Here is a 22,048-nt window from a genome sequence, read left to right as displayed (position 1 = left end):
CTCCGCTATTCGACTCCGATGAGCAGGGGCGCCGAGTACCGCCCGCCCCGGTAGGTGACGGTGTCCACCGCCAGGTGCCCGTGCTGGACGTGGGCCTCCAGGCGGGCGGCGAGGGTGTCGGGCACCTCGGGGCCCAGGACCAGGGTGACCAGTTCGCCGCCGGAGCCCAGCATGCGGTCGAGGACCGCCTCGGCGGTCTCCGTCAGGGCGGAGCCGATGACGGCGACGTCGCCGTCGATGAGCCCGAGCACGTCCCCGGCCTGGCAGATGCCGGCGGAGGTGAAGGACTGCCGTTCGGCGACGGCGAGTTCCCCGTAGCGGGTGGCGCCGGCCGCCGCGGTCATGGCGACGACGTCCTCGTCGAAGCTGGCGTCCGGGTCGTGGACGGCGAGGGCGGCCAGGGCCTGGACCGCGGACCGGGTGGGGATCACGGCCACGCGCACCCCGTCGGCGCGGGCCTGTTCGGCCGCGGCGGCCGCGGCGGCGCGCTGCTCGGCGCCTCCGGGCAGCAGCACCACCTCGCGGGCGTGGGCGCGCCGGACGGCGTCGGCCAGTGCGGCGGCTTCGGGCGCCTCTCCTGCGCGGGCGAGCACGGTGGTGGCGCCGGCCTCCTCGCACAGCCCGGCCAGTCCCTCGCCCGGGACCACGGCGACCACGGCCCGCTGGGCGCGCTCGCCGCGCGCCCGGCGCCGCTCGTCGCCGAAGTGGGTGATGCGGATCCGGTAGGGCCGCCCGGCGGCCACGCCGGCCTCCACGGCCGCGCCGGGGTCGTCGACGTGCACGTGCACGTTCCACAGCCCGTCGCCGCCGACCACCACGAGGGAGTCCCCCAGTCCGTCGAGGCGGGCCCGCAGCTCGGCCACGGCCGGTTCGGCCGCCTCCAGCAGGTAGATCACCTCGTACGCGGGCCCGCCGTGCTCCTCCGCGTCGCAGGGCTGCGGGGTCTGCGGTACGGGTACGGCCCGGCCGCGGATCGCCTCGGGGGCGGGTGCCTCGCCGGACAGCGCCTGCCACAGGGCCCCCAGGACGGCGACCAGCCCGCTGCCCCCGGCGTCGACCACCCCGGCCCGGCCCAGCTCGGCCAGCTGCAAGGGGGTGTCGGCGAGGGCCGTGCGGGCTCCGTCGTAGGCGGCCCGGGCCACGTCGGCGGGGCTCCCGGCGGCGGCCTCGGCGGCTGCACCGGCCCGGGCCGCCGCGGCGGCGACGGTGAGCATGGTGCCCTCGACGGGGTGCGCGACCGCCTCGTACGCCTCCTCGGCGGCCCGGGCCAGCGCCTCGGCGAGCAGCCTGGCCGGCCCGCGGTCCCCGGGCTCGTCGCCCAGGACGTCGGCCACCCCGCGCAGCAGCTGGGCCAGGATCGTCCCGGAGTTCCCCCGGGCGCCTATGAGGGCGCCGTGCGCGTACGCCCGTACCGCCTGGGCGAGGGAGGGCGGCGGGGGCGCGGCCCCGGGTGTGGTCCCGTCCCCGTCCGCGGGGGCGCCGGTGAAGACCTGCGCGAGCGCGCGGTGCGCGGATTCGGCGGTGAGGTGGAGGTTGGTGCCGGTGTCCGCGTCCGCGACGGGGTAGACGTTGATGGCGTCGATGTCCTCGCGTGCCCGGCCCAGGGCGGCCACGGCCAGGGAGCTCCAGGTGCGCACCGCTTCGGCGTCGAGCTCGTCGGCGGGCTGCGGCTGCGGCTCGTGCGGCACCGGGCGTTCCTCCTTGTGCGGGCCAGGGTTCACCGCAGGGTAACCAAGGGCGGGCCGGTCGCCGGGACCGCGGGCGGGCCCGGCGGCGGCCATGGTAGTTTTCTTGGACCGGAGCAGTCGTTGTATGCTGCTCCGGTTGCCCGATGAAAGTCGGGCCATTCCCCCGGCAAACCACTTCAGATCTCTGATCCGGTGCGCCGGATTTCACTGTAAGTGCACCTGAAGTCTTTGGAGTGACCTGTGGCTGCCAACTGCGACGTTTGCGGCAAGGGGCCGGGCTTCGGCAACAACATCTCGCACTCGCACCGCCGTACGTCCCGTCGCTGGAACCCGAACATCCAGCGCGTCCGTGCCGTGGTCAGTGGGACGCCGAAGCGCCTCAACGCCTGCACCTCGTGCATCAAGGCCGGCAAGGTCTCGCGCTGACGCCTCCCGTCGTCGTAGCGCAGCCCTTTCCGGTTGCCAAGAAGGCCGGTCCACCTCGTGGACCGGCCTTTTGCCTTGCCCGGAGCGACGGGCGGGCCGACCACCGCATCCCGTGATGCGGTGGTCCCGTGCTGTCAGCTCACCGGTTCCACTGCCAGGCGTGGTCGACCGGGCCGATGCCGCCGCCGAGCGCGAAGCCGGCCGCGATGGCACCGGTGACGTACTCCTTGGCCTCCATCACGGCCTGCGGCACGTCCTGCCCCTTGGCGAGGCCGGCCGCCACCGCGGAGGCGAGGGTGCAGCCGGTGCCGTGGGTGTGCCGGTTGTCGTGGCGCGGGGCCCGCAGCCACAGCAGGGTGTCTCCGTCGGTGAGCAGGTCGGCGGCCTCACCGCCGTGGGCGGCCAGGTGCCCGCCCTTGACCAGCACCCACTCCGGTCCGTACCCGAGGACGGCGTCGGCGGCCCGCCGCATGTCGTCCTCGCTCTCCACGACCAGGCCCGTGAGCTGTGCGACCTCGTCGAGGTTGGGGGTGGCGACGGTGGCCCGCGGCAGCAGTTCCTTGCGTACGGCGTCCAGGGCCGAGGCGGCGAGCAGCGCGTCCCCGTGCTTGGAGACCCCGACCGGGTCCACGACGGCGGGGGCCGCGGTGGCGGCCAGCAGCTCGGCGACGGTCTCCACCAGCGCGGCGGAGGACAGCATGCCGGTCTTGACGGCCTGTACGCCGATGTCGTCGGCCACGGCCCGGTACTGGGCCCTCACGGCCTCGGCGGGCAGTTCCCAGGCTCCGTGGACGCCCAGGGAGTTCTGCGCGGTCACGGCGGTCACCACGCTCATCCCGTGCACGCCGAGCGCCAGCATGGTCTTGAGGTCGGCCTGGATTCCGGCGCCACCGCCGGAGTCGGATCCGGCAACGGTCAGGCACAGCGGTGGCGCGCCGCTCATCGGCAGGGCTCCTCGGTGGACGGGTCGGAGCCGAAGTGGTCCCAGCCACCGGTGCTCGTCCAGGGCGCGCCGTCCACGGTCACCTGGGGCAGCGCGGACCGGTTCAGCACCTCCCCGATGACCTTCCAGCGGGCCGGCAGTTTCACGTCGGGCGGGAAGGTCGCCACGATGGCGTGATCCTCTCCGCCGGTGAGCACCCACTGCAAGGGGTCGACGCCGACGGCCTGTCCGATGTCGTGCATCTGGGTCGGGATGTCCACGGCCGCCGAGCGCAGGTCGATCCGCACCTTGCTGGCCTCCGCGATGTGCCCGAGGTCGGCGATGAGTCCGTCGCTGACGTCGGTCATGGCCGTGGCGCCGAGTCCGGCGGCGGCGGGGCCCGCGTGGTAGGGCGGTTCGGGGCGCCGGTGTGCCTCGACGAAGGCCCGCGGGGAGCGGAAGCCGCGCGAGAGCACGGCGTATCCGGCGGCGGACCAGCCCAGCCAGCCGGTGACGGCCACGACGTCGCCGGGCTGGGCGCCGGAGCGCAGCACGGGCTCGTGGTTGCGCAGGTCGCCGAGGGCGGTGATGGAGACGGTGATCGTGTCGCCGCGGACCACGTCCCCGCCGACCACGGCCGCTCCGGCGACCTGGCATTCGTCGCGCAGACCGTCCATCAGCTCGGTCGGCCAGGTGACCGGGAGCTCGGCCGGGACGACGAGGCCGAGCAGCAGCGCGGTCGGCACCGCGCCCATGGCGGCGATGTCGGCGAGGTTCTGCGCGGCGGCCTTGCGGCCGACGTCGTAGGCCGTGGACCAGTCGCGCCGGAAGTGCCTGCCCTCCAGGAGGATGTCCGTGCTCGCCACGACCCGCCGGTCGGGGGCCGACACCACCGCGGCGTCGTCGCCGGGTCCGAGCCGGACCGCCGGGGTGGTGGTGAGCCGTGAGGTGAGCTCCCGAATGAGCCCGAACTCCCCCAGCTCGCCCACAGTGCCCTTCATCGCTGTGCCCCTTCTTGCCCAGTCCGCTTGCGGTCGCGAGCCGTCACAGCTCTGGGTACCGTCAACAGATACGTCAACTTCTGCTCTTCGTACGCCCCGCTGTGCGTGGCACCGGGCTCGCGGGTCTCCCCGCGGCGCTCGGCGACGCGGTACCGTGGCGTCCCTTCTTCCCCGGGCCCGCCCGCAATTCCAGGGCCCACCTGAAGGTTAGGGGAATCGATCCTCGTGGCCGCCCTGGAGGTTCCGTGGTACAGGCGTACATCCTCATCCAGACCGAGGTGGGCAAGGCGTCGTTCGTCGCCGAGTCCATCAGCCAGATCGCGGGGGTGATCCAGGCGGAGGACGTGACGGGCCCCTACGACGTGATCGTGCGCGCCCAGGCCGAGACCGTGGACGAGCTGGGCCGCATGGTCGTCGCCAAGGTCCAGCAGGTGGAGGGGATCACCCGCACCCTGACCTGCCCGGTGGTCCATCTGTAGCCCCCGTCTACTCTTGGCCGGTGATGTCCCTCCACCGCCGGCCCGTCCGTGTGCCCGCTCTGCCCGCCCTGGTCGCCGTACTGGCCCTTGCGGGCTGTGTCCCGGGCGGCGCGCGGGCCCGGGTGGATCCGCCGCCCGCGCCGCCCGCCGACGTCGCGGGGTTCTGTGCAGCGCTGCACAGGGAACTCCCGGAGAAGGTGGCCGGCCTGGCGCGGACCCCCACCGACCCGGAGTCCGACCTGACCGCCGCGTGGGGCGGCTCGGCGATCGTACTGCGGTGCGGCATCCCCAAGCCCGCGGAGATGGCCGATCCGAAGCAGGAAGGCGTCCATGTGAACGGCGTGGCCTGGCTGCTGGAGGAGCTCCCCGACGACGCCGGCGGGGGTTTCCGGTTCACCACCGGCATGCGCCTGGCGTACACGCAGGTCCAGGTCGACGAGGAGCATGCCACGGATGCGGGGATGCTGGTCGGGCTGTCCACCGCCGTGGCCAAGGCCGTGCCGGAGGGGATCTCCTCGTACTGATCCCCTCGTACTGGTCTCCTCGCGCCGGGCCGGCCCGGCCCGCCTCGCACCGACCGCCCGCCGGGAATCCCGGCGGGCGGTCGGCGTGTACGGGTGTGCGCCGTACGGCGGCTAGCGCAGGCCGGTGGAGCGGCGCAGGGCGGCCTGGATCAGGCGGTCCACCAGCTCCGGGTAGGCGACGCCCGACTCCTGCCACATGCGGGGGTACATGGAGATCGGCGTGAAGCCCGGCATCGTGTTGATCTCGTTGATGACGAAGGTGCCGTCCTCGGTGAGGAAGAAGTCGGCACGCACCAGGCCCTCGCAGGACGCGGCCTCGAAGGCCTCGATCGCCAGCCGCTGCACCTCGGCGGTCTGCTCCGGGGTGAGCGGGGCGGGCACGATCCCGGAGGCGGAGTCGATGTACTTCGCCTCGAAGTCGTAGAAGTCATGGCTGGAGACCGGGGGGATCTCGGCGGGCGCGCTGGCGCGCGGGCCGTCCTCGAACTCCAGCACCCCGCACTCGATCTCGCGGCCGCGCAGCAGCGCCTCCACGATGATCTTCGGGTCGTGGCGCTGGGCCTCGCGGATCGCCTCGTCCAGGCCGGAGGCGTCGTCGACCTTGGTGATGCCGATGGAGGAGCCGGCCCGGGCGGGCTTGATGAAGAGCGGCCAGCCGTGCTCGCCCGCGAAGTCCAGGATCTTCGCCTCGGCGGCGTCCCGGTCGGCCTCCCACTCGCGGGGGCGGACGGTCACGTACGGCCCGACGGGCAGCCCGAAGGAGGTGAAGACCCGCTTCATGTACTCCTTGTCCTGGCCGACGGCCGAGGCGAGGACGCCCGAGCCGACGTACGGGATGCCGGAGAGCTCCAGGAGCCCCTGCAGGGTGCCGTCCTCGCCGTACGGGCCGTGCAGCACGGGGAAGACGACGTCGACCTCGCCCAGGGCCTTGGGAACGGCTCCCGGCTCGGTGTAGACGACCTCGCGGCTCGCCGGGTCGACGGAGAGCACGACGGCGCCCTCCTCGGACTCCGAGAGCTCCTCGACGTTCGGGAGCCGGCGGTCGGCGATGGCCATCCGCTCGGGCGCGTCGGCGGTCAGCGCCCACCGGCCGTCGGTGGTGATGCCGATGGGCAGCACCTCGTACTTGGAGCGGTCGATCGAGCGCAGCACCGCGCCCGCCGTGACGACCGAGATGGCGTGTTCCGAGCTGCGGCCGCCGAACACGACGGCCACGCGGGGCTTGCGGCCCTGCTGCTCAGGGGTCTGGGGGAGGTTCTCGCTGCTCATATCGCCACGAGGGTACCCGCTCAGACGTCCGGAAAGGAGTCAGCGGCGTTCCGGTTTGGCGCTGCGCGCCATCAGTTCCTTCAGTGCGACCAGCGGCGGCTTGCCGTGGTGGACGATCTCGACCACCGTGTCGGTGATCGGCATGTCCACTCCGTGGCGGCGCGCCAGATCGGCCACCGACTGGCAGGACTTGACGCCCTCGGCGGTCTGGCTGGTGACCGCGATGGTCTCCTCCAGGGTCATCCCGCGCCCGAGGTTGGTGCCGAAGGTGTGGTTCCGGGACAGCGGCGAGGAGCAGGTGGCGACGAGGTCGCCCAGACCGGCGAGCCCGGAGAAGGTGAGCGGGTCGGCTCCCATCGCCACGCCCAGGCGGGTCGCCTCGGCCAGGCCACGGGTGATCAGCGAGCCCTTGGTGTTGTCGCCCAGGCCCATGCCGTCCGCGATGCCGACGGCGAGGCCGATGACGTTCTTGACGGCGCCGCCGAGCTCGCAGCCGATCACGTCGGTGCTGGTGTACGGGCGGAAGTACGGGGTGTGGCAGGCGGCCTGGAGGCGCCGGGCGACGGCCTCGTCGGAGCAGGCGACGACGGCGGCCGCGGGCTGCCGGGCGGCGATCTCGCGGGCCAGGTTGGGGCCGGTGACGACGGCGACGCGCTCGGCCGGGACCTTGGCGACCTCTTCGATGACCTCGCTCATCCGCTTGGCGGTGCCCAGTTCGATGCCCTTCATCAGGGACACGAGCACCGCGTCGGGGGGCAGCAGCGGCGCCCATGCGGCCAGGTTGCCGCGCAGCGTCTGCGAGGGGATGGCGAGGACCGCGAAGTCGGCGTCACGGGCGGCCTCGGCCGGGTCGGTGGTGGCGCGCATGGCCTCCGGCAGTTCGACCCCCGGGAAGTAGTCCGGGTTGGACCGGCCGGTGTTGATGGCGTCGACCACCTCCTGGCGGCGGCCCCAGAGGGTCACCTCGCAGCCGGCGTCGGCGAGCACCATGCCGAAGGCCGTGCCCCAGGAGCCGGTTCCGAAGACGGCCGCCTTCACGGGACGTGTCACTTCTTGTCCTCCCCCGCGGCCTTGCGCCGCTGTTCCGCCCTGGCCTTGCGATGGTCGTACGGCTGCTCGGGCGCCTTCTCGCCGCGCAGTTCCTCCAGCAGCCCGGTGATGGCGGCCATGATGACCTCGGTGACCTCCTTGAGCACGTCCGGGGTGGGTTCCCGGTCGTAGAACTCGGAGAGGTCGAGGGGCGGTCCGGCGAGCACCTGGAGGGTCTTGCGGGGGAACAGGCGGACCTTGTTCTCCTTGGCGTAGGGCGGCATCGCGAGGTTCGCGCCCCACTGGGCCACCGGAATGACGGGTGCCCGGGTCATCAGTGCGACCCGGGCCGCGCCGGTCTTGCCGGCCATCGGCCACATGTCCGGATCCCGGGTGAGGGTGCCCTCCGGATAAAAGGCGACGCATTCGCCGCTCTCGATCGCGGCCACGGCGGCCCGGAATGCGTCCAGAGCGTTGGTGGTCTCGCGGTAGACCGGGATCTGCCCGGAGCCGCGCAGGATCGAGCCGACGAAAGGCACCTTGAAGAGGGCTGCCTTCGCGAGCAGTCGGGGCACCCGGCCGGTGTTGTACTGGAAGTGCGCGTAGGAGAGCGGGTCCAGATACGAGTTGTGATTGACGACGGTGATAAAGCCGCCGTCGGCCGGAATGTGCTCCATTCCCCGCCAGTCCCGCTTGAAGAGCACCGTCAACGGCGGTTTTGCGATGACCGCCGCCAGGCGGTACCAGAAGCCGATTCTGCGGCGGGACACTCGGACACCTTCCTCTAGGACCGGTGCGCGGCTTGGGCACCTCGTCGGCCGGACACGTGTGGTGCCGGGTCCGGTCTCTGTCGAGAACACCGTACGCCCCGCCCGCACCGCCGTACCTCCGGGTTGCCCGGGCAGAGGTGACAATGGGCCGATGCATGACCGGGCCGTGACCTGGCCGCGGTCCGGGCATGGCCGAGTGCACGCAGCGGGGGAAGGGATCCGTCACGAACGCCGTCTGGAGTCTGGTGGTCCCGCTGAAGCCGCTCGCGGTGGCCAAGAGCCGTCTCGCGGCGGCCGTGGGCGCGTCCCGGCCGGGGCTCACGCTGGCGTTCGCGCAGGACACGGTGGCCGGTGCGCTGGCCTGCCCGGCCGTCGCGGATGTGGTGGTCGTCACGGACGACGCCGAGGCCGGGACGGAACTGGCCCGGCTGGGGGCCCGGATCGTGCCGGACGCCCCGGGCGCCGGGCTCAACGCGGCGCTGGCCCACGGGGCGCGGGCGATACGCACGGGGCGCCCCGGGGCGGCGGTCGCGGCGATGAACGCGGATCTCCCCGCCCTGCGGCCCCCGGAATTGCTACGCGTGCTCGAAGCCGCTTCGGTATTTCCCCGGGCATTTCTGGCGGATGCTGCGGGAATCGGGACGACCTTGCTTTCCGCCGCCCCACACACGGAATTGGCACCCGCGTTCGGCGGCCCGTCGCGGGCCCGCCATTCGGCGTCGGGGGCCGCCGAAATCGCCCTGGCCGACGTGGACAGCGTGCGCCGGGACGTGGACACGGCGGCGGACCTGCGGACCGCCCTCGCCCTCGGCGTGGGCCGCCACACGGCCCGATACAGTGCCCGTATGCAGGCGACCGCGTACACGTACGACTCCCAGACCCACAGCGGCAGCGTGCTGCTGGACGACGGCACCCCGGTGCCCTTCGAGGCCCCGGCGTTCGAGGCGGGGGGCCTGCGGCTGCTGCGCCCGGGGCAGCGGGTGCGGATCGAGACGGAGGGCGAGGGGGCCGGTCTGCGGATCACCCTGGTCACCCTCCAGACCTTCTGAGTCTGCCCCTCTGACCTGCAAGAACGGTTCCACCGGAACAGCACCGCGGGCCGGTTTCCCCGGAAGGGAAACCGGCCCGGCGTGTGTGACCTGCGGCCCTACTTCTTGCGGGTCGCGGTCTTCTTCGCGGTGGTCTTGCGCGCCGTCGTCTTCTTGGCGGGCGCCGTGGTCTTCGCGGTGGCCTTCTTGGCCGCCGGAGCCGTCTTCTTGGCCGTGGCCGTGGTCTTCTTGGCGGTGGCCGCGGCCTTCTTCGCCGTGGGGGTGCTCTTCTTGGCCGCGGTGGTCTTCGCGGTGGTCGTCTTGGCAGCCGTCTTCTTCGTGGTGGCGGTGGTCTTCTTCGCGGTGGTCTTCTTGGCGGCCGTGGTCTTCGCCGCCGCCTTCTTGGCGGTGGTGGCCTTCTTGGCCGCGGCCTTCTTGACCGTCACGGAAGCGCCGCCGCTCAGGCTGCCCTTGGGGGCCTTCTTCACGGACACCTCGCCGCCCTTGGGCAGCTTCTTGGTGCCGGCGACCAGGTCCTTGAAGCCCTGGCCCGCGCGGAAGCGGGGAACCGAGGTCTTCTTGACCCGGACGCGCTCACCCGTCTGCGGGTTGCGGGCGTAGCGGGCCGGGCGGTCGACCTTCTCGAACGAGCCGAAGCCCGTGACCGAGACCCGGTCGCCCGCGACCACGGCGCGGACCATGGCGTCCAGTACCGCGTCGACAGCGTCCGCGGCCTGCTGGCGGCCGCCCAGCTTGTCGGCAATCGCTTCTACGAGCTGCGCCTTGTTCACGTCTTCCCCTTCGGAGACTTCGCCAGAACGAATGTGTTCAAGCTTATTTCGCACGTTAGGCGGATATATACCGCAAATCAAACACGAAACGGGCTAATCACCCTAGTGCCGCAACGGTGCAGTCCGTTACGGAGTTCCTTCGCATCAGTCGCCTTCAGGGAATCGACCCTCGTCGAGGTCCTTCATCAACCTGTCCAGGCGCCTTGCCGCGTCGGCGAGATCATGCTTCGCCGTGGCAGTGGCGACCAACAGCTTCCGGGACAGCGCCATCCTTACGCCCTCCGGGACTTGCAGTGCGCGCACCCTTGCATGTGCTTCTTTCAACCGGTCCGCGACGAGTTCGTAGAGCTCAAGTTGACTGTCGCGTTCCATGCACAGATTGTGCCATCTGGGGCGAGTTGTCGCCTCACGGGGCCTCAACACACAGCTGTGCCCCCCGCCGGAAGGCGGAGGGCACAGCGGGGGCGATGTGATCACCCGAAGGTGAATAAGCGCTGATCAGGCCGGAATCAGGCCCGAATCGTGCGCGGCTTGTAGGTGGGCCGGGTACTTTCGTACGCGGCGATGTCCGCTTCGTTCTGAAGGGTGAGCGAGATGTCGTCCAGACCCTCCAGCAGACGCCAGCGGGCGTTGTCGTCGAGTTCGAACTCCGCCTCGATGCCTGCCGCGCGGACCTGGCGGGCCACGAGGTCGACCGTCACCTCTGCCGTCGGGTCGGCCTCCGTCAGCTCCCACAGCCGGTCGACCGTCTCCTGCGGCAGGACCACCGTCAGCAGACCGTTCTTCAGCGAGTTGCCGCGGAAGATGTCGGCGAACCGGGAGGAGATGACCGTCTTGAACCCGAAGTTCTGCAGGGCCCAGACGGCGTGCTCGCGCGAGGATCCGGTACCGAAGTCCGGGCCGGCGATGAGCACGGTCGCGCCTGCGCGCTCCGGGCGGTTCGTGACGAACTCGGGGTCCTTGCGCCAGGCCTCGAAGAGCCCGTCCTCGAACCCGTCACGGGTGATCTTCTTCAGCCAGTGGGCCGGGATGATCTGGTCGGTGTCGACGTTGCTGCGGCGCAGCGGGACGGCCCGGCCGGTGTGCGTGGTGAAGGCTTCCATGATTCAGACTCCGGCGGGGGCGATGGCGTCGGACAGGTCGGCGGGCGAGGCCAGGTGGCCCAGTACCGCGGTCGCGGCGGCCACCTGCGGGGAGACCAGGTGGGTGCGCCCGCCCTTGCCCTGGCGGCCCTCGAAGTTGCGGTTGGAGGTGGACGCGGAGCGCTCACCGGGGGCCAGTTGGTCGGGGTTCATGCCCAGGCACATCGAACAGCCCGCGTGCCGCCATTCGGCCCCGGCCTCCTTGAAGACCTTGTCCAGGCCCTCCTCGACGGCCTGCAGGGCGACCCGGACGGAGCCGGGGACGACCAGCATCCGTACGCCGTCGGCGACTTTGCGGCCCTCGATGATGCCCGCGACGGCGCGCAGGTCCTCGATGCGCCCGTTGGTGCAGGAACCTACGAAGACGGTGTCCACCTTGATGTCCCGCAGCGGCTGCCCGGCGGTCAACCCCATGTACTCCAGGGCCTTTTCGGCGGCCAGGCGCTCCGAAGCGTCCTCGTACGAAGCCGGGTCGGGGACGCTGGCCGACAGCGGCGCGCCCTGGCCCGGGTTGGTACCCCAGGTGACGAACGGCGACAGTGCGGAGCCGTCGATGACGACCTCGGCGTCGAAGACCGCGTCCTCGTCGGTGCGCAGGGTCTTCCAGTACGCGACCGCCGCGTCCCACTCCTCGCCCTTGGGGGCGTGGTCGCGGCCCTCCAGGTAGTCGAAGGTGGTCTGGTCGGGGGCGATCATGCCGGCGCGGGCGCCGGCCTCGATCGACATGTTGCAGATGGTCATGCGGGCTTCCATCGACAGCTTCTCGACGGCCTCGCCCCGGTACTCCAGGATGTAGCCCTGGCCGCCGCCGGTGCCGATCTTGGCGATGATCGCCAGGATCAGGTCCTTCGCGGTGACGCCCTCGGCCAGCTCGCCGGTGACCGTGATCGCCATCGTCTTGGGGCGGGCCAGCGGCAGCGTCTGGGTGGCCAGCACGTGCTCGACCTGGCTGGTGCCGATGCCGAAGGCCAGCGCGCCGAAGGCGCCGTGCGTCGAGGTGTGCGAGTCGCCGCAGACCACGGTGGTGCCGGGCTGGGTCAGGCCCAGCTGCGGTCCCACCACGTGGACGACGCCCTGCTCGACGTCGCCGAGCGAGTGCAGGCGTACGCCGAACTCCGAGCAGTTCTTGCGCAGCGTCTCCAGCTGGGCCCGGGAGACCGGGTCGGCGATCGGCTTGTCGATGTCGAGGGTGGGGGTGTTGTGGTCCTCGGTCGCGATGGTGAGGTCGAGCCGCCGGACCGTGCGGCCGGCCTGCCGCAGGCCCTCGAAGGCCTGGGGGCTGGTCACCTCGTGCAGCAGGTGCAGATCAATGAAGAGGAGGTCGGGCTCGCCCTCGGCGCGCCGGACGACATGGTCGTCCCAGACCTTCTCCGCGAGTGTCCTACCCATCGCTTTCCCTCCGGCCGGCCTCGTCGGCCGGCGCTTCATAGAGATCTGGTGCGCCGGATCGTCCGTACCCCACGTGCCGGACGACGGCTCGGACCCAGTGATTCGTGGACCCGCACATACAGACTCGCTGGTTCTTGGAAAAATTGAACTTGCGTTTCACAGTGTGAGACGTGAATATCGTTTCATGGACAACTCTAGCGGCGTCGGCGTTCTCGACAAGGCAGCTCTGGTACTGAGCGCACTGGAGTCCGGTCCGGCCACCCTCGCCGGGCTGGTCGCGGCGACAGGGCTCGCACGACCCACGGCACATCGCCTGGCCGTGGCACTGGAACACCACCGGATGGTGGCGAGGGACATGCAGGGCCGGTTCATCCTCGGACCGCGGCTGGCGGAGCTCGCCGCCGCGGCCGGCGAGGACCGCCTGCTGGCCACGGCGGGACCGGTACTCACCCACCTCCGTGACGTGACCGGCGAGAGCGCGCAGCTCTACCGGCGTCAGGGCGACATGCGCATCTGCGTGGCGGCCGCCGAGCGGCTGTCGGGCCTGCGGGACACCGTCCCGGTGGGTTCCACGCTCCCGATGAAGGCCGGCTCGGCCGCGCAGATCCTGATGGCCTGGGAGGAGCCCGAGCGGCTCCACCGCGGCCTCCAGGGCGCGCGCTTCACGGCGACGGCCCTGTCGGGCGTACGGCGCCGCGGCTGGGCGCAGTCGATCGGCGAGCGGGAGCCCGGCGTGGCCTCCGTCTCGGCGCCGGTGCGCGGGCCGTCGAACCGCGTGGTGGCCGCCGTGTCGGTCTCCGGGCCGATCGAGCGCCTGACCCGCCACCCCGGCCGGATGCACGCCCAGGCCGTCATCGACGCGGCGGCCCGCCTGACCGAGGCCCTGCGCCGGGCCGCCTGAGCCTGCGACCCTTCACCCACTCCCCCGGGCCCGGGGGCGCGTACGACGCCGCACACGTCCGAACACGCGTCGCCGGGCCCGTACTTGCGCCTGCCGCGGGTGGTGTCGGACACAGCGAAGAGGCCCTCCGCGATGAACGCGGAGGGCCTCTTCCGTGCGTACCCCCGACCGGATTCGAACCGGCGCTACCGCCTTGAGAGGGCGGCGTGCTAGGCCGCTACACAACGGGGGCTTGCTTGTTACTGCGCTGGGCTACCAGGACTCGAACCTAGAACAAAGGAACCAGAAACCTTCGTGTTGCCAATTACACCATAGCCCAATGTGGTCTATACCAGACCAACAGTACCCCCGACCGGATTCGAACCGGCGCTACCGCCTTGAGAGGGCGGCGTGCTAGGCCGCTACACAACGGGGGCCCTAGCGATCCTGCATCAAGACGTCCGGGAGCTACCCAATGGAGACCTTGCGGGAAGGATCTGTACCCCCGACCGGATTCGAACCGGCGCTACCGCCTTGAGAGGGCGGCGTGCTAGGCCGCTACACAACGGGGGCAAGCACTGCGTTACCACTGCACTGCGCTGGGGTACCAGGACTCGAACCTAGAATAAGGGAACCAGAAACCCTCGTGTTGCCAATTACACTATACCCCACCAAAAGTCAAGCCCTTTGCGGAACTTTCTTTTGAGTGGCGCCTCCGTCCGGCCTTTCGGCCCGCTCCGGCGGCGCAGAAAGAACATTACCGGATGCCTGACCGTGCTCCAAAACGGGTATCTGCGGCCAGCAGGTCCGGGAGCTGGGCGAGCCCGGCGATCCGGTGCACGCCCTCGGGCCCCGGGCCGCGCGTACCGTCCCGGTCGAGCCACACCGCCGTCAGTCCCGCATCGCGGGCGCCGCGCGCGTCGATCTCCGGCTGGTCCCCCACGTACGCCACGTCGCCCGGAGCCAGCCCGAGCGCCTCGCAGCCCGCGAGGAAGGCCGCAGCCTCGGGCTTGCTGACCCCGATCTCGACGGCGCACACCAACACCTCGAAGCGCTCGCGCAGCCCGAGCCGGCGCAGCTTGGGGTCCTGGTTGGCGCTGGAGGAGTTCGAGACCACCCCGTGCCGGTACCGGCCGGCCAGGGCGTCGAGTACGGGCATCACGTCCGGGAACAGCGCCCAGGCGGCCTTGTAGTGCTCCACGTAGCGGTCGAACCAGCCCTCGGCCTCGGAGTCGCCCATGCCGGGCGCACCGAGGAAGTCCCGCACCCGGTCCCGGCGCTGCCCGGGGAAGCTGACCTCCCCGGCCGCGAAGCGCGCCCAGTGGCGGTCGGTGAGCTGCCGCCACAGCGCGAGCGCCTCCGCCGCGGTCCCGTACTTCCCGTCGAGTCCCTCCGCGGCGAGATGCCGCGCCAGTCCGGCGGTGTCCGCACCGGTGTAGTCGAAGAGGGTGTCGTCGATGTCCCACAGGACGGCACGGATCGGCATACCGCCGAGGCTACGCCGCGGACCCGCCCTGCGCGGGCGCGACGGAGAAGTTCGTCACACGGGGCACGGGCGGCCGCCCGTGCCCCGAGCCCCGAGAACGCCGCAGGGGGCGGCGGTCCGGATTCCCGGTCCGCCGCCCCCTGCGGGATGCGCGTCGCCCTACGCGGACAGCTTCGCCAGCGCCGCGTCGATGCGGGCCAGGGACCGCTCCCGGCCCAGGATCTGGAGGGACTCGAAGAGCGGCAGGCCGACCGTGCGGCCGGTGACGGCCACCCGGACCGGGGCCTGGGCCTTGCCCAGCTTGAGGCCGTGGGCCTCGCCGGCGGTCAGGACGGCCTGCTTGAGGGACTCCGGGTCGCTCCAGTCGGCCGTCTCCAGGTGGGCGCGCACGCTCGTCAGCAGCGCCGCGGGCTCACCCTTCATCGCCTTGTCCCACGACGCCTGGTCCTCGACCGGCTCCTTCCGGAACAGGAAGTCGACGTTGGCGGTGATGTCCGACAGGACGGTCACGCGGGTCTGGGCGTACGGCGCGATGGCCGCCCAGGCCTCGGGGTCGAAGTCCGCCGGCTCCCAGTTGGCGTGGGGGGCCTGGAGCCACGGGGTGCAGGCGTCGGCGAAGGCCTTCGGGTCCAGCAGCCGGATGTGGTCGGCGTTGATCGCCTCGGCCTTCTTGATGTCGAAGCGCGCCGGGTTCGCGTTCACGTCCGGGATGTCGAACTTCGCCACCATCTCCTCCATCGAGAAGATGTCCTGGTCCTTGGAGAAGGACCAGCCGAGGAGGGAGAGGTAGTTCAGCAGGCCCTCGGGGAGGAAGCCGCGCTCGCGGTACAGGTTGAGCGAGGACTCCGGGTCGCGCTTGGAGAGCTTCTTGTTGCCCTCGCCCATGACGTACGGCAGGTGGCCGAACTCCGGGACGCCCTTGGCGATGCCCAGCTCGATCAGCGCCTTGTAGAGCGCGATCTGGCGCGGGGTGGAGGACAGCAGGTCCTCGCCGCGCAGCACGTGGGTGATCTCCATCAGCGCGTCGTCGACCGGGTTGACGAGCGTGTAGAGCGGGGCCCCGTTGGCCCGCAGGATGCCGAAGTCCGGCACGTTCTCCGGCGTGAAGGTCAGCTCGCCGCGGACCAGGTCGGTGAAGGTGATCGGCTCGTCGGGCATCCGGAAGCGGACGATCGAGGAACGGTGCTCGCCCTGGTAGGCCTCCAGCTGCACGGTGGTCAGCTCGCGGCAGTGGCCGTCGTAACCGGAGGGCTTGCCGGCCGCGCGGGCGGCGGCGCGGCGGGCGTCGAGCTCCTCGGTGGTGCAGTAGCAGTCGTACGCGTAGCCGCCGTCCTTGAGCTTCTTCGCGACGTCCGCGTAGATCTCCATGCGCTGCGACTGGCGGTACGGCGAGTGCGGTCCGCCCACCTCGGGGCCCTCGTCCCAGGTGAAGCCGAGCCAGCGCAGCGAGTCGAGGAGCTGGTCGTACGACTCCTCGGAGTCACGGGCCGCGTCGGTGTCCTCGATGCGGAAGACGAACGTACCGCCGTGGTGGCGGGCGAACGCCCAGTTGAACAGGGCGGTGCGGACCAGGCCCACGTGGGGGTTGCCGGTCGGGGAGGGACAGAAACGTACGCGGACGGGTCCGTTAACCACGCTTGATCACCTTGTTGGTGAGAGTGCCGATGCCTTCGATGGTGACGGCGACCTCGTCGCCGACGTTGAGGGGGCCGACTCCGGCCGGGGTCCCCGTGAGGATGACGTCGCCCGGGAGCAGCGTCATGGCCTCGGTGATGTGGACGACCAGGTCCTCGATGGAGCGGACCATGTCACTGGTGCGGCCGAGCTGGCGCTGTTCGCCGTTGACCGTGCACTGGATGGTCAGGTCGGTCGGGTCCAGGTCGGTCTCGATCCACGGGCCGAGCGGGCAGGAGCTGTCGAAGCCCTTGGCGCGGGCCCACTGCTTCTCGCGCTGCTGCACGTCGCGCGCGGTGACGTCGTTCGCGCAGGTGTAGCCGAGGATGACGTCCTTGACGCGCTCCCTGGGGACCTCGCGGCACATGCGGCCGATGACCACGGCGAGCTCCGCCTCGTGGTGGAGGTCCTGGGAGAAGGACGGGTACGTGATGGGGTCGCCCGGGCCGACCACCGAGGTGGAGGGCTTGAAGAAGGTGATCGGCGCGTCCGGACGGCCTTGATCGTCGAAGACGGCGTTCCCGAGCTCCGCCGCGTGCTCCGCGTAGTTGCGGCCGATGGCCACGACCTTGTTGGGGAGCACGGGCGGCAGCAGCCGGACCTTGCTCAGCGGGACCTTCGTGCCCGAGAGCTCGAAGTCCGCGAACGGGATGCCCTTGATGATGTCGAGGACGAGCTCACCCTCGGCGCCCGGGGCCGTGCTGCCCTCGACCGCGCCGAACGCGACATTGCCGTCGATGGAAAACCTGGCGATGCGCACGTGTTGCGTCTGCCCCTCTGTATTTCCGCTGGCTGGAGTCTGCGGACTCCAGGCTAACGCGGCAGGCAGCGGCGCTTCGCGCTCCTTTTGTCCGGGACTACTGCGCGGCGGGGGCGACGGGCGCGTCCATGAGGACGGTGCGGCGCGGGTTGGCCGTCTGGGTGGGGAGCTCGACGGAGTGCTCCGGGGCCGCGGTCGCCTGCAGCTCCTCGGCGTCCTTCAGGTGCGCGAGGGTGGTGCGGCGGGGGTTGGCTATGTTGCGGAACATCATCGTCGTCTTCATCGGAGTACGGGGTCCTCGGCTCGCGGGGCGGATGGCGGTTGCCAACCCTTTAAAGGGCAAGGCTAAACATCCGAATCCCTCACTGAACCGGGAAGTAATGGCCACGGCTATGTGAGTTTGCTCACCAGGGACCAGGCAATCCGGACATAAGCGGCAGTCAATTCCCGCCACCGAAACGGACATTGCACCACTGAATGCGCCATTCCGCTCCTGATCATCTCGACTGGGACACCTTGACACCCCGCGCGTTTGAATGAAGTAAGTCCGATTCGCCCTGAAAGCGGTCGCACGCCTCGTATTCGTCGCGTCACCCTTCGTGGTCGCTGCTCCGGGCCGACACGCGCACCTTGTTGGAGATCCGCCACTGTGCTGGAATTCGCGGGACCGCCGCGGGAACAGCCGGCGCGCAGGTGGCGCGAGACAGCGCCGCGCGCGGCGGCAAGGAGAGGGAGACGCGCCGGTCACCGACGACCACCATGGGGCCGCAAGCGCCCCACGACTCGACACCGTTCCGCCGGTCGCCCGGCGGGACGCCTGGTCCAGAGGTTGCGACGCTAGTGCAGGGACGATTCAAGAGGGATGGCAAGGGTTCTCCCCAGGCCCACCAGGGCCGAGGGGAAGCTGCGTCGGAGCAGGAACCGCGCGGCGGGACCGACCGTGGCTCCTCGCCCCAGCACGCCCAGAACCGCGGGCCGGCTGTCGAAGGCGCAGGCGCCGACTCCTCCGCCACCGTGAGGGCGAAGGGCCGCCGCAGCCTCAAGGGCAAGGCGCCGAGCGAGGAGCCGGCCGGCCAGGACACGGCGATACCCAAGGCCCCTCCCGGGCCCGGTTCCCGCCTGCACATGCAGAACTGGCGCATCAGCACGCGACTGGTGTCGCTGCTGACCCTGCCGGTCGTCGCCGCCACCACGCTCGGTGGCTTCCGCATCAACGACTCGCTCAACGACATCGCACAGCTGGAGCACATGCAGCTGCTGACGACCATGACCCGGCAGGCCACCAACCTGGCCGCCATGCTCCAGGAGGAGCGGGACAAGTCGGCGGGTCCGATGTCGGTGGCCAAGGACGGCAAGGCGAACAGCCTCGTCCAGGGCGTCCGCGACCAGACCGACGCCGCCGCCAAGGCCTTCGCCGCCGCGACCGACAAGGTCGACGGCGCGGAGGACAAGGACGAGACCCTCAAGTCGATCCGCAACAACATCCTGCAGATCGGCCGCCAGCTCACCGGCATCGAGGAAATCCGCAAGAAGGCGTACCAGAACGGCGCCCAGCAGACCGTCACCGAGTACAACGCGCTGATCGTCTCGCTGCTCTCGCTCTCCCAGGACATGGCGCAGGCCACCTCCAACCCGGAGATGATCAAGCGTACCCGCGCCCTGGCGGCCTTCTCCTCCGCCAAGGAGTACGCCTCCATCCAGCGCGCCGTCATCTCCGCCTCGCTGCCCGACAGCAACGAGAAGCAGGGCTCGCTGACCGAGAACGACCGCCTCTACGCCCTCTCCGCGCTGCGCGGAGAGAGCCAGGCGAAGAAGACCTTCGAGCTCGTCTACCAGGGCAAGCCCGAGGAGCTCCTCGCGTCGCTCGGCGACAGCAACGCGGAGATCGGCAAGGCCGACCACTACACCCGCCGCGTCCTGTCCACCCAGGGCCAGTTCGCCAAGGAGCAGCAGTACCGCTCCTGGCTGGACTGGTACGACGCGGACGACACCAAGATCCAGGCCATGAAGGTCATCGAGCTCACGCTGCTCGAAGACATGGAGCAGAAGGCCCGCGAGCTCAAGAACGAGTCGCAGCGCGACGCCATCATCAACGGTGCGCTCATCCTCCTCGTCCTCGGTGTCTCCCTCGTCGGCGCCTTCGTCATGGCCCGCTCGATGATCCGCTCGCTGCGCCGCCTCCAGGACACCGCGACCCGGGTCGCCCAGGACCGCCTCCCCGAGCTCGTCAAGCAGCTGTCCGAGGCGGACCCGCAGGACGTGGACACGTCCGTGGAGTCAGTCGGCCTGCACACCCGCGACGAGATCGGCCAGGTGGCCGCGGCCTTCGACGACGTGCACCGCGAGGCCGTCCGCCTCGCCGCCGAGCAGGCCCTGCTGCGGGGCAACGTCAACGCGATGTTCACCAACCTCTCGCGCCGTTCCCAGGGCCTCATCCAGCGCCAGCTCTCGCTCATCTCCGAGCTGGAGTCGCGCGAGGCCGACCCGGACCAGCTGTCCTCGCTCTTCAAGCTCGACCACCTCGCGACCCGTATGCGCCGTAACGGCGAAAACCTCCTCGTCCTCGCGGGCGAGGAGCCGGGCCGCCGGTGGACCCGCCCCGTCCCGCTCGTCGACGTCCTCCGTGCCGCCGCGTCCGAGGTGGAGCAGTACGAGCGCATCGAACTGGCGTCGGTGCCCGGCACCGACGTCGCCGGCCGCGTCGTCAACGACCTCGTGCACCTGCTCGCCGAGCTGCTGGAGAACGCCACCTCGTTCTCCTCCCCGCAGACCAAGGTCAAGGTCACCGGTCACGCGCTGCCCGACGGCCGGGTGCTCGTCGAGATCCACGACACCGGTATCGGCCTCTCCCCCGAGGACCTCGCCGCGATCAACGAGCGGCTCGCCTCGCCGCCGACCGTGGACGTCTCCGTCTCCCGCCGCATGGGCCTGTTCGTGGTCGGCCGCCTGTCCCTGCGACACGGCATCCGCATCCAGCTGCGCCCCTCCGACTCGGGTGGCACCACGGCCCTCGTCATGCTCCCGGTGGACGTCGCCCAGGGCGGCAAGAAGCCGGGTCCGATGCCGGGCCAGGGCGGCCAGGGCGGTCCCGGTTCTGCCGGTCCCGGCGGTCAGGGCGGTTCCGCCCCGCAGGGCTCCGGTCCCGGCGGCGGTGCACGCCAGCCCGTCGGCGCGGCCCCGCAGCGCGGCCAGGTCGCCGGCGGCGGCCAGCGTGCCGCCCTCCAGGGCGGCGGCCCGGGCGGCCGGCCGCAGGCAGGCCCGGGCGGGCGCCCGCAGGGTGCTCCGGCCGCGCCGACCGGCCAGGCCCAGGGTGCCTTCGGCGGCGGTGCTCCGCTGCCGGGCCGTGGTCCGGCCGGCGGTCCGCAGCAGCGTCCGGGGGCCGCTCCCCAGGCCCCTTCGGCTCCTTCCGCCCCGGGCCCCGGCGGCTTCCCGCAGGGCAACGGCTTCGAGCGGCCGCAGTCGCCGCAGTCCGCCGCCCCCGCGGGACCGGGCTCCCCGGCCCAGGCCCCCGGCGCACCGGCCCAGCGCGGCCCGCGGCCGCAGCTGCCGCCGCGCGGCGGCGCCGCGCGTCCGGAGCTCCCGGGTACGGGCGGCTCCCCTGCCGGGGCTCCGCAGACCACCAGCTGGGGCGCCGATCCGGTTGCCCGGCACGGTGGCCAGGAGGTCCCGCGCGGCCACGACGAGCTCTCGGGCCCCGGAGCCACGGCCGAGTTCCCGCGCCCCGACTTCAACGCCCCCCGCCCGCAGGCGGGTGGCGGGGCCGGCACCACCGGCCAGTTCGAGCGTCCCGACGTACGGACCTCCCCGGGCCCGTCCGCCACGGGCCAGTTCGAGCGGCCGGAGCTGCGCGGCCCGGCGGACGCCTCCACCACGGGCCAGTTCGCCCGCCCGGACTACCAGGCCCCGCGGCCCGGCGGCCCCGGTGTCGGCGGCTACGCCCCCCAGCCGCAGGCCCAGCAGCCCGGCGGTTACGCTCCCGCCCCGCGCGCCGAGGCTCCGCAGCTGCCGCAGGCCCACCAGCCGGAGGCCCTGCCGCCGGCCGCCGGCCCCGGTGACGCCCGCAGCCCGATCTTCGACACCCTGGAGTCGAACTGGTTCCACCAGGAGGGCCCCCAGGCTCCCGGGCAGGCCCCGGCCGCACCCCAGCAGCCGCAGCAGCAGGCCGCCCCGGCCCAGCGCCAGCGGGCCCAGCAGCCGCTGCCCCAGCGCGGCCAGGAGCTCGCTGCCGAGTCCGCCCAGGCGACCGGCAGCACGCCGACCGTCAGCTGGCGGTCCTCGCCGAACGACGAGCTGATGCGGCAGGCCGAGCGCGTGCGCCAGCCCGCCGCGGGCGGCATCACCACCTCGGGGCTGCCCCGCCGGGTCCCGCGGGCGAACCTCGTGGCCGGCACGGCGCAGCAGCAGACCGACGCGCAGGCCGGTCCGCAGGTCTCGCGTGCACCGGACGACGTCCGCGGCCGTCTGACGAACCTCCGACGCGGTATCCAGCAGGGTCGTCAGGCCGGAAACAACGGCCCGGCGACCGGCAGCTACCACATCGACCCCACTTACCAGCAGGAGCGTTAGTTGAGTTCGATGAGCCAGGCGGCACAGAACCTGAACTGGTTGATCACCAACTTCGTGGACAACACCCCCGGGGTGTCCCACACGGTGGTGGTCTCCGCCGACGGCCTCCTTCTGGCGATGTCCGAGGGCTTCCCGCGCGACCGCGCCGATCAGCTGGCGGCCGTGGCCTCCGGTCTGACGTCGCTGACCGCCGGAGCCTCCCGCATCTTCGAGGGTGGCGCCGT

General features: G+C 71.6%; 20 protein-coding genes, 5 tRNA genes and 1 pseudogene. 7 read left to right on the top strand and 19 right to left on the bottom strand.

What is annotated here, in order from left to right:
- Positions 1–5 precede the first annotated feature (5 nt).
- On the bottom strand, positions 6–1,688 hold the full coding sequence (locus AB0B01_RS25310; protein WP_361723346.1) for a DAK2 domain-containing protein: 1,683 nt from the start codon (positions 1,686–1,688) through the stop codon (positions 6–8).
- Positions 1,689–1,928: 240 nt separating this feature from the next.
- Here AB0B01_RS25310 and rpmB point away from each other — a divergent pair, with 240 nt between their 5' ends.
- On the top strand, positions 1,929–2,114 hold the full coding sequence (gene rpmB / locus AB0B01_RS25305) for a 50S ribosomal protein L28 (protein WP_064070327.1): 186 nt from the start codon (positions 1,929–1,931) through the stop codon (positions 2,112–2,114).
- A 139-nt stretch (positions 2,115–2,253) separates the two neighbouring features.
- Here rpmB and thiD read toward each other — a convergent pair whose 3' ends face one another.
- Complete coding sequence (gene thiD / locus AB0B01_RS25300; RefSeq protein ID WP_361723343.1) at positions 2,254–3,057, bottom strand: bifunctional hydroxymethylpyrimidine kinase/phosphomethylpyrimidine kinase; 804 nt, start codon at positions 3,055–3,057, stop codon at positions 2,254–2,256.
- The gene (locus AB0B01_RS25295) at positions 3,054–4,037 is read right to left on the bottom strand and encodes a thiamine-phosphate kinase (protein WP_361723340.1); all 984 of its coding nucleotides are present in this window, start codon (positions 4,035–4,037) and stop codon (positions 3,054–3,056) included. The genes thiD and AB0B01_RS25295 overlap by 4 nt, the downstream gene beginning before the upstream one ends.
- 245 nt (positions 4,038–4,282) lie before the next feature.
- Between AB0B01_RS25295 and AB0B01_RS25290 the strand changes: the two genes are divergently transcribed.
- Together AB0B01_RS25290 and AB0B01_RS25285 are read left to right on the top strand one after the other, a co-directional pair.
- Positions 4,283–4,516: an Lrp/AsnC ligand binding domain-containing protein gene (locus AB0B01_RS25290; RefSeq protein ID WP_356847694.1), complete on the top strand. Its 234-nt coding sequence runs from the start codon at positions 4,283–4,285 to the stop codon at positions 4,514–4,516.
- A gap of 23 nt (positions 4,517–4,539) precedes the next feature.
- A complete protein-coding gene (locus tag AB0B01_RS25285; RefSeq protein WP_361723337.1) occupies positions 4,540–5,040 on the top strand; it encodes a DUF3515 domain-containing protein in 501 nt (166 codons plus the stop codon).
- Between the two features lie 111 nt (positions 5,041–5,151).
- On the opposite strand, the gene AB0B01_RS25280 is transcribed toward AB0B01_RS25285, so the two are convergent.
- Genes AB0B01_RS25280 through AB0B01_RS25270 form a run of 3 tightly spaced genes read right to left on the bottom strand, consistent with a single transcriptional unit; the run spans position 5,152 to position 8,108 of the window.
- The gene (locus AB0B01_RS25280) at positions 5,152–6,309 is read right to left on the bottom strand and encodes a D-alanine--D-alanine ligase family protein (protein WP_361723334.1); all 1,158 of its coding nucleotides are present in this window, start codon (positions 6,307–6,309) and stop codon (positions 5,152–5,154) included.
- 39 nt (positions 6,310–6,348) lie between these two features.
- Entirely contained in the window at positions 6,349–7,359 is a 1,011-nt protein-coding gene (locus AB0B01_RS25275; RefSeq protein WP_361723331.1) for an NAD(P)H-dependent glycerol-3-phosphate dehydrogenase, read from the bottom strand.
- A complete protein-coding gene (locus AB0B01_RS25270; RefSeq protein WP_361723328.1) occupies positions 7,356–8,108 on the bottom strand; it encodes a lysophospholipid acyltransferase family protein in 753 nt (250 codons plus the stop codon). The genes AB0B01_RS25275 and AB0B01_RS25270 overlap by 4 nt, the downstream gene beginning before the upstream one ends.
- 188 nt (positions 8,109–8,296) lie before the next feature.
- Between AB0B01_RS25270 and cofC the strand changes: the two are divergent.
- Positions 8,297–8,950: pseudogene (gene cofC, locus AB0B01_RS25265) on the top strand (2-phospho-L-lactate guanylyltransferase); the annotation flags it as partial.
- Positions 8,951–9,255: 305 nt separating this feature from the next.
- On the opposite strand, the gene AB0B01_RS25260 reads toward cofC, so the two are convergent.
- The 4 genes from AB0B01_RS25260 to leuC all read right to left on the bottom strand — a co-directional run bounded on the left by AB0B01_RS25260 (position 9,256) and on the right by leuC (position 12,458).
- Positions 9,256–9,927: an HU family DNA-binding protein gene (locus tag AB0B01_RS25260; RefSeq protein ID WP_361723325.1), complete on the bottom strand. Its 672-nt coding sequence runs from the start codon at positions 9,925–9,927 to the stop codon at positions 9,256–9,258.
- Between the two features lie 144 nt (positions 9,928–10,071).
- Positions 10,072–10,299, bottom strand: a complete 228-nt coding sequence (locus tag AB0B01_RS25255) for a hypothetical protein (RefSeq protein ID WP_361723322.1) — start codon at positions 10,297–10,299, stop codon at positions 10,072–10,074.
- A 137-nt stretch (positions 10,300–10,436) separates the two neighbouring features.
- Positions 10,437–11,030: a 3-isopropylmalate dehydratase small subunit gene (leuD, locus tag AB0B01_RS25250; RefSeq protein WP_361723319.1), complete on the bottom strand. Its 594-nt coding sequence runs from the start codon at positions 11,028–11,030 to the stop codon at positions 10,437–10,439.
- A 3-nt stretch (positions 11,031–11,033) separates the two neighbouring features.
- On the bottom strand, positions 11,034–12,458 hold the full coding sequence (gene leuC / locus AB0B01_RS25245; RefSeq protein WP_361723316.1) for a 3-isopropylmalate dehydratase large subunit: 1,425 nt from the start codon (positions 12,456–12,458) through the stop codon (positions 11,034–11,036).
- Between the two features lie 184 nt (positions 12,459–12,642).
- Between leuC and ndgR the strand changes: the two genes are divergently transcribed.
- Positions 12,643–13,359, top strand: coding sequence for an IclR family transcriptional regulator NdgR (gene ndgR / locus AB0B01_RS25240; protein WP_361723313.1), 717 nt, complete (start codon positions 12,643–12,645; stop codon positions 13,357–13,359).
- A gap of 159 nt (positions 13,360–13,518) precedes the next feature.
- On the opposite strand, the gene AB0B01_RS25235 is transcribed toward ndgR, so the two are convergent.
- From AB0B01_RS25235 to AB0B01_RS25195, 9 genes are all read right to left on the bottom strand, one after another.
- Positions 13,519–13,591, bottom strand: a tRNA-Glu gene (locus AB0B01_RS25235).
- Between the two features lie 15 nt (positions 13,592–13,606).
- Positions 13,607–13,678: transfer RNA gene (locus AB0B01_RS25230), tRNA-Gln, on the bottom strand.
- 24 nt (positions 13,679–13,702) lie between these two features.
- A tRNA-Glu gene (locus tag AB0B01_RS25225) sits at positions 13,703–13,775 on the bottom strand.
- Positions 13,776–13,838: 63 nt separating this feature from the next.
- Positions 13,839–13,911: transfer RNA gene (locus tag AB0B01_RS25220), tRNA-Glu, on the bottom strand.
- A 26-nt stretch (positions 13,912–13,937) separates the two neighbouring features.
- Positions 13,938–14,009, bottom strand: a tRNA-Gln gene (locus tag AB0B01_RS25215).
- 86 nt (positions 14,010–14,095) lie between these two features.
- Positions 14,096–14,824, bottom strand: coding sequence for an HAD family hydrolase (locus tag AB0B01_RS25210; RefSeq protein WP_361723310.1), 729 nt, complete (start codon positions 14,822–14,824; stop codon positions 14,096–14,098).
- A 159-nt stretch (positions 14,825–14,983) separates the two neighbouring features.
- The gene (gltX, locus tag AB0B01_RS25205) at positions 14,984–16,459 is read right to left on the bottom strand and encodes a glutamate--tRNA ligase (RefSeq protein WP_361723307.1); all 1,476 of its coding nucleotides are present in this window, start codon (positions 16,457–16,459) and stop codon (positions 14,984–14,986) included.
- Entirely contained in the window at positions 16,452–17,258 is an 807-nt protein-coding gene (locus AB0B01_RS25200; RefSeq protein ID WP_361723304.1) for a fumarylacetoacetate hydrolase family protein, read from the bottom strand. The genes gltX and AB0B01_RS25200 overlap by 8 nt, the downstream gene beginning before the upstream one ends.
- A gap of 97 nt (positions 17,259–17,355) precedes the next feature.
- On the bottom strand, positions 17,356–17,541 hold the full coding sequence (locus AB0B01_RS25195; protein WP_361723301.1) for a hypothetical protein: 186 nt from the start codon (positions 17,539–17,541) through the stop codon (positions 17,356–17,358).
- A gap of 557 nt (positions 17,542–18,098) precedes the next feature.
- Here AB0B01_RS25195 and AB0B01_RS25190 point away from each other — a divergent pair.
- Together AB0B01_RS25190 and AB0B01_RS25185 are read left to right on the top strand one after the other, a co-directional pair.
- Positions 18,099–21,824, top strand: coding sequence for a nitrate- and nitrite sensing domain-containing protein (locus tag AB0B01_RS25190; protein WP_361723298.1), 3,726 nt, complete (start codon positions 18,099–18,101; stop codon positions 21,822–21,824).
- Positions 21,825–22,048: roadblock/LC7 domain-containing protein (locus AB0B01_RS25185; protein ID WP_361723296.1), on the top strand; the 224-nt coding region annotated here is incomplete at its 3' end. It lies immediately after the preceding gene.

It is taken from the genome of Streptomyces sp. NPDC044571, assembly GCF_040647115.1.
GTDB lineage: Bacteria > Actinomycetota > Actinomycetes > Streptomycetales > Streptomycetaceae > Streptomyces.
This window is presented reverse-complemented; position numbering and strand designations above follow the sequence as displayed.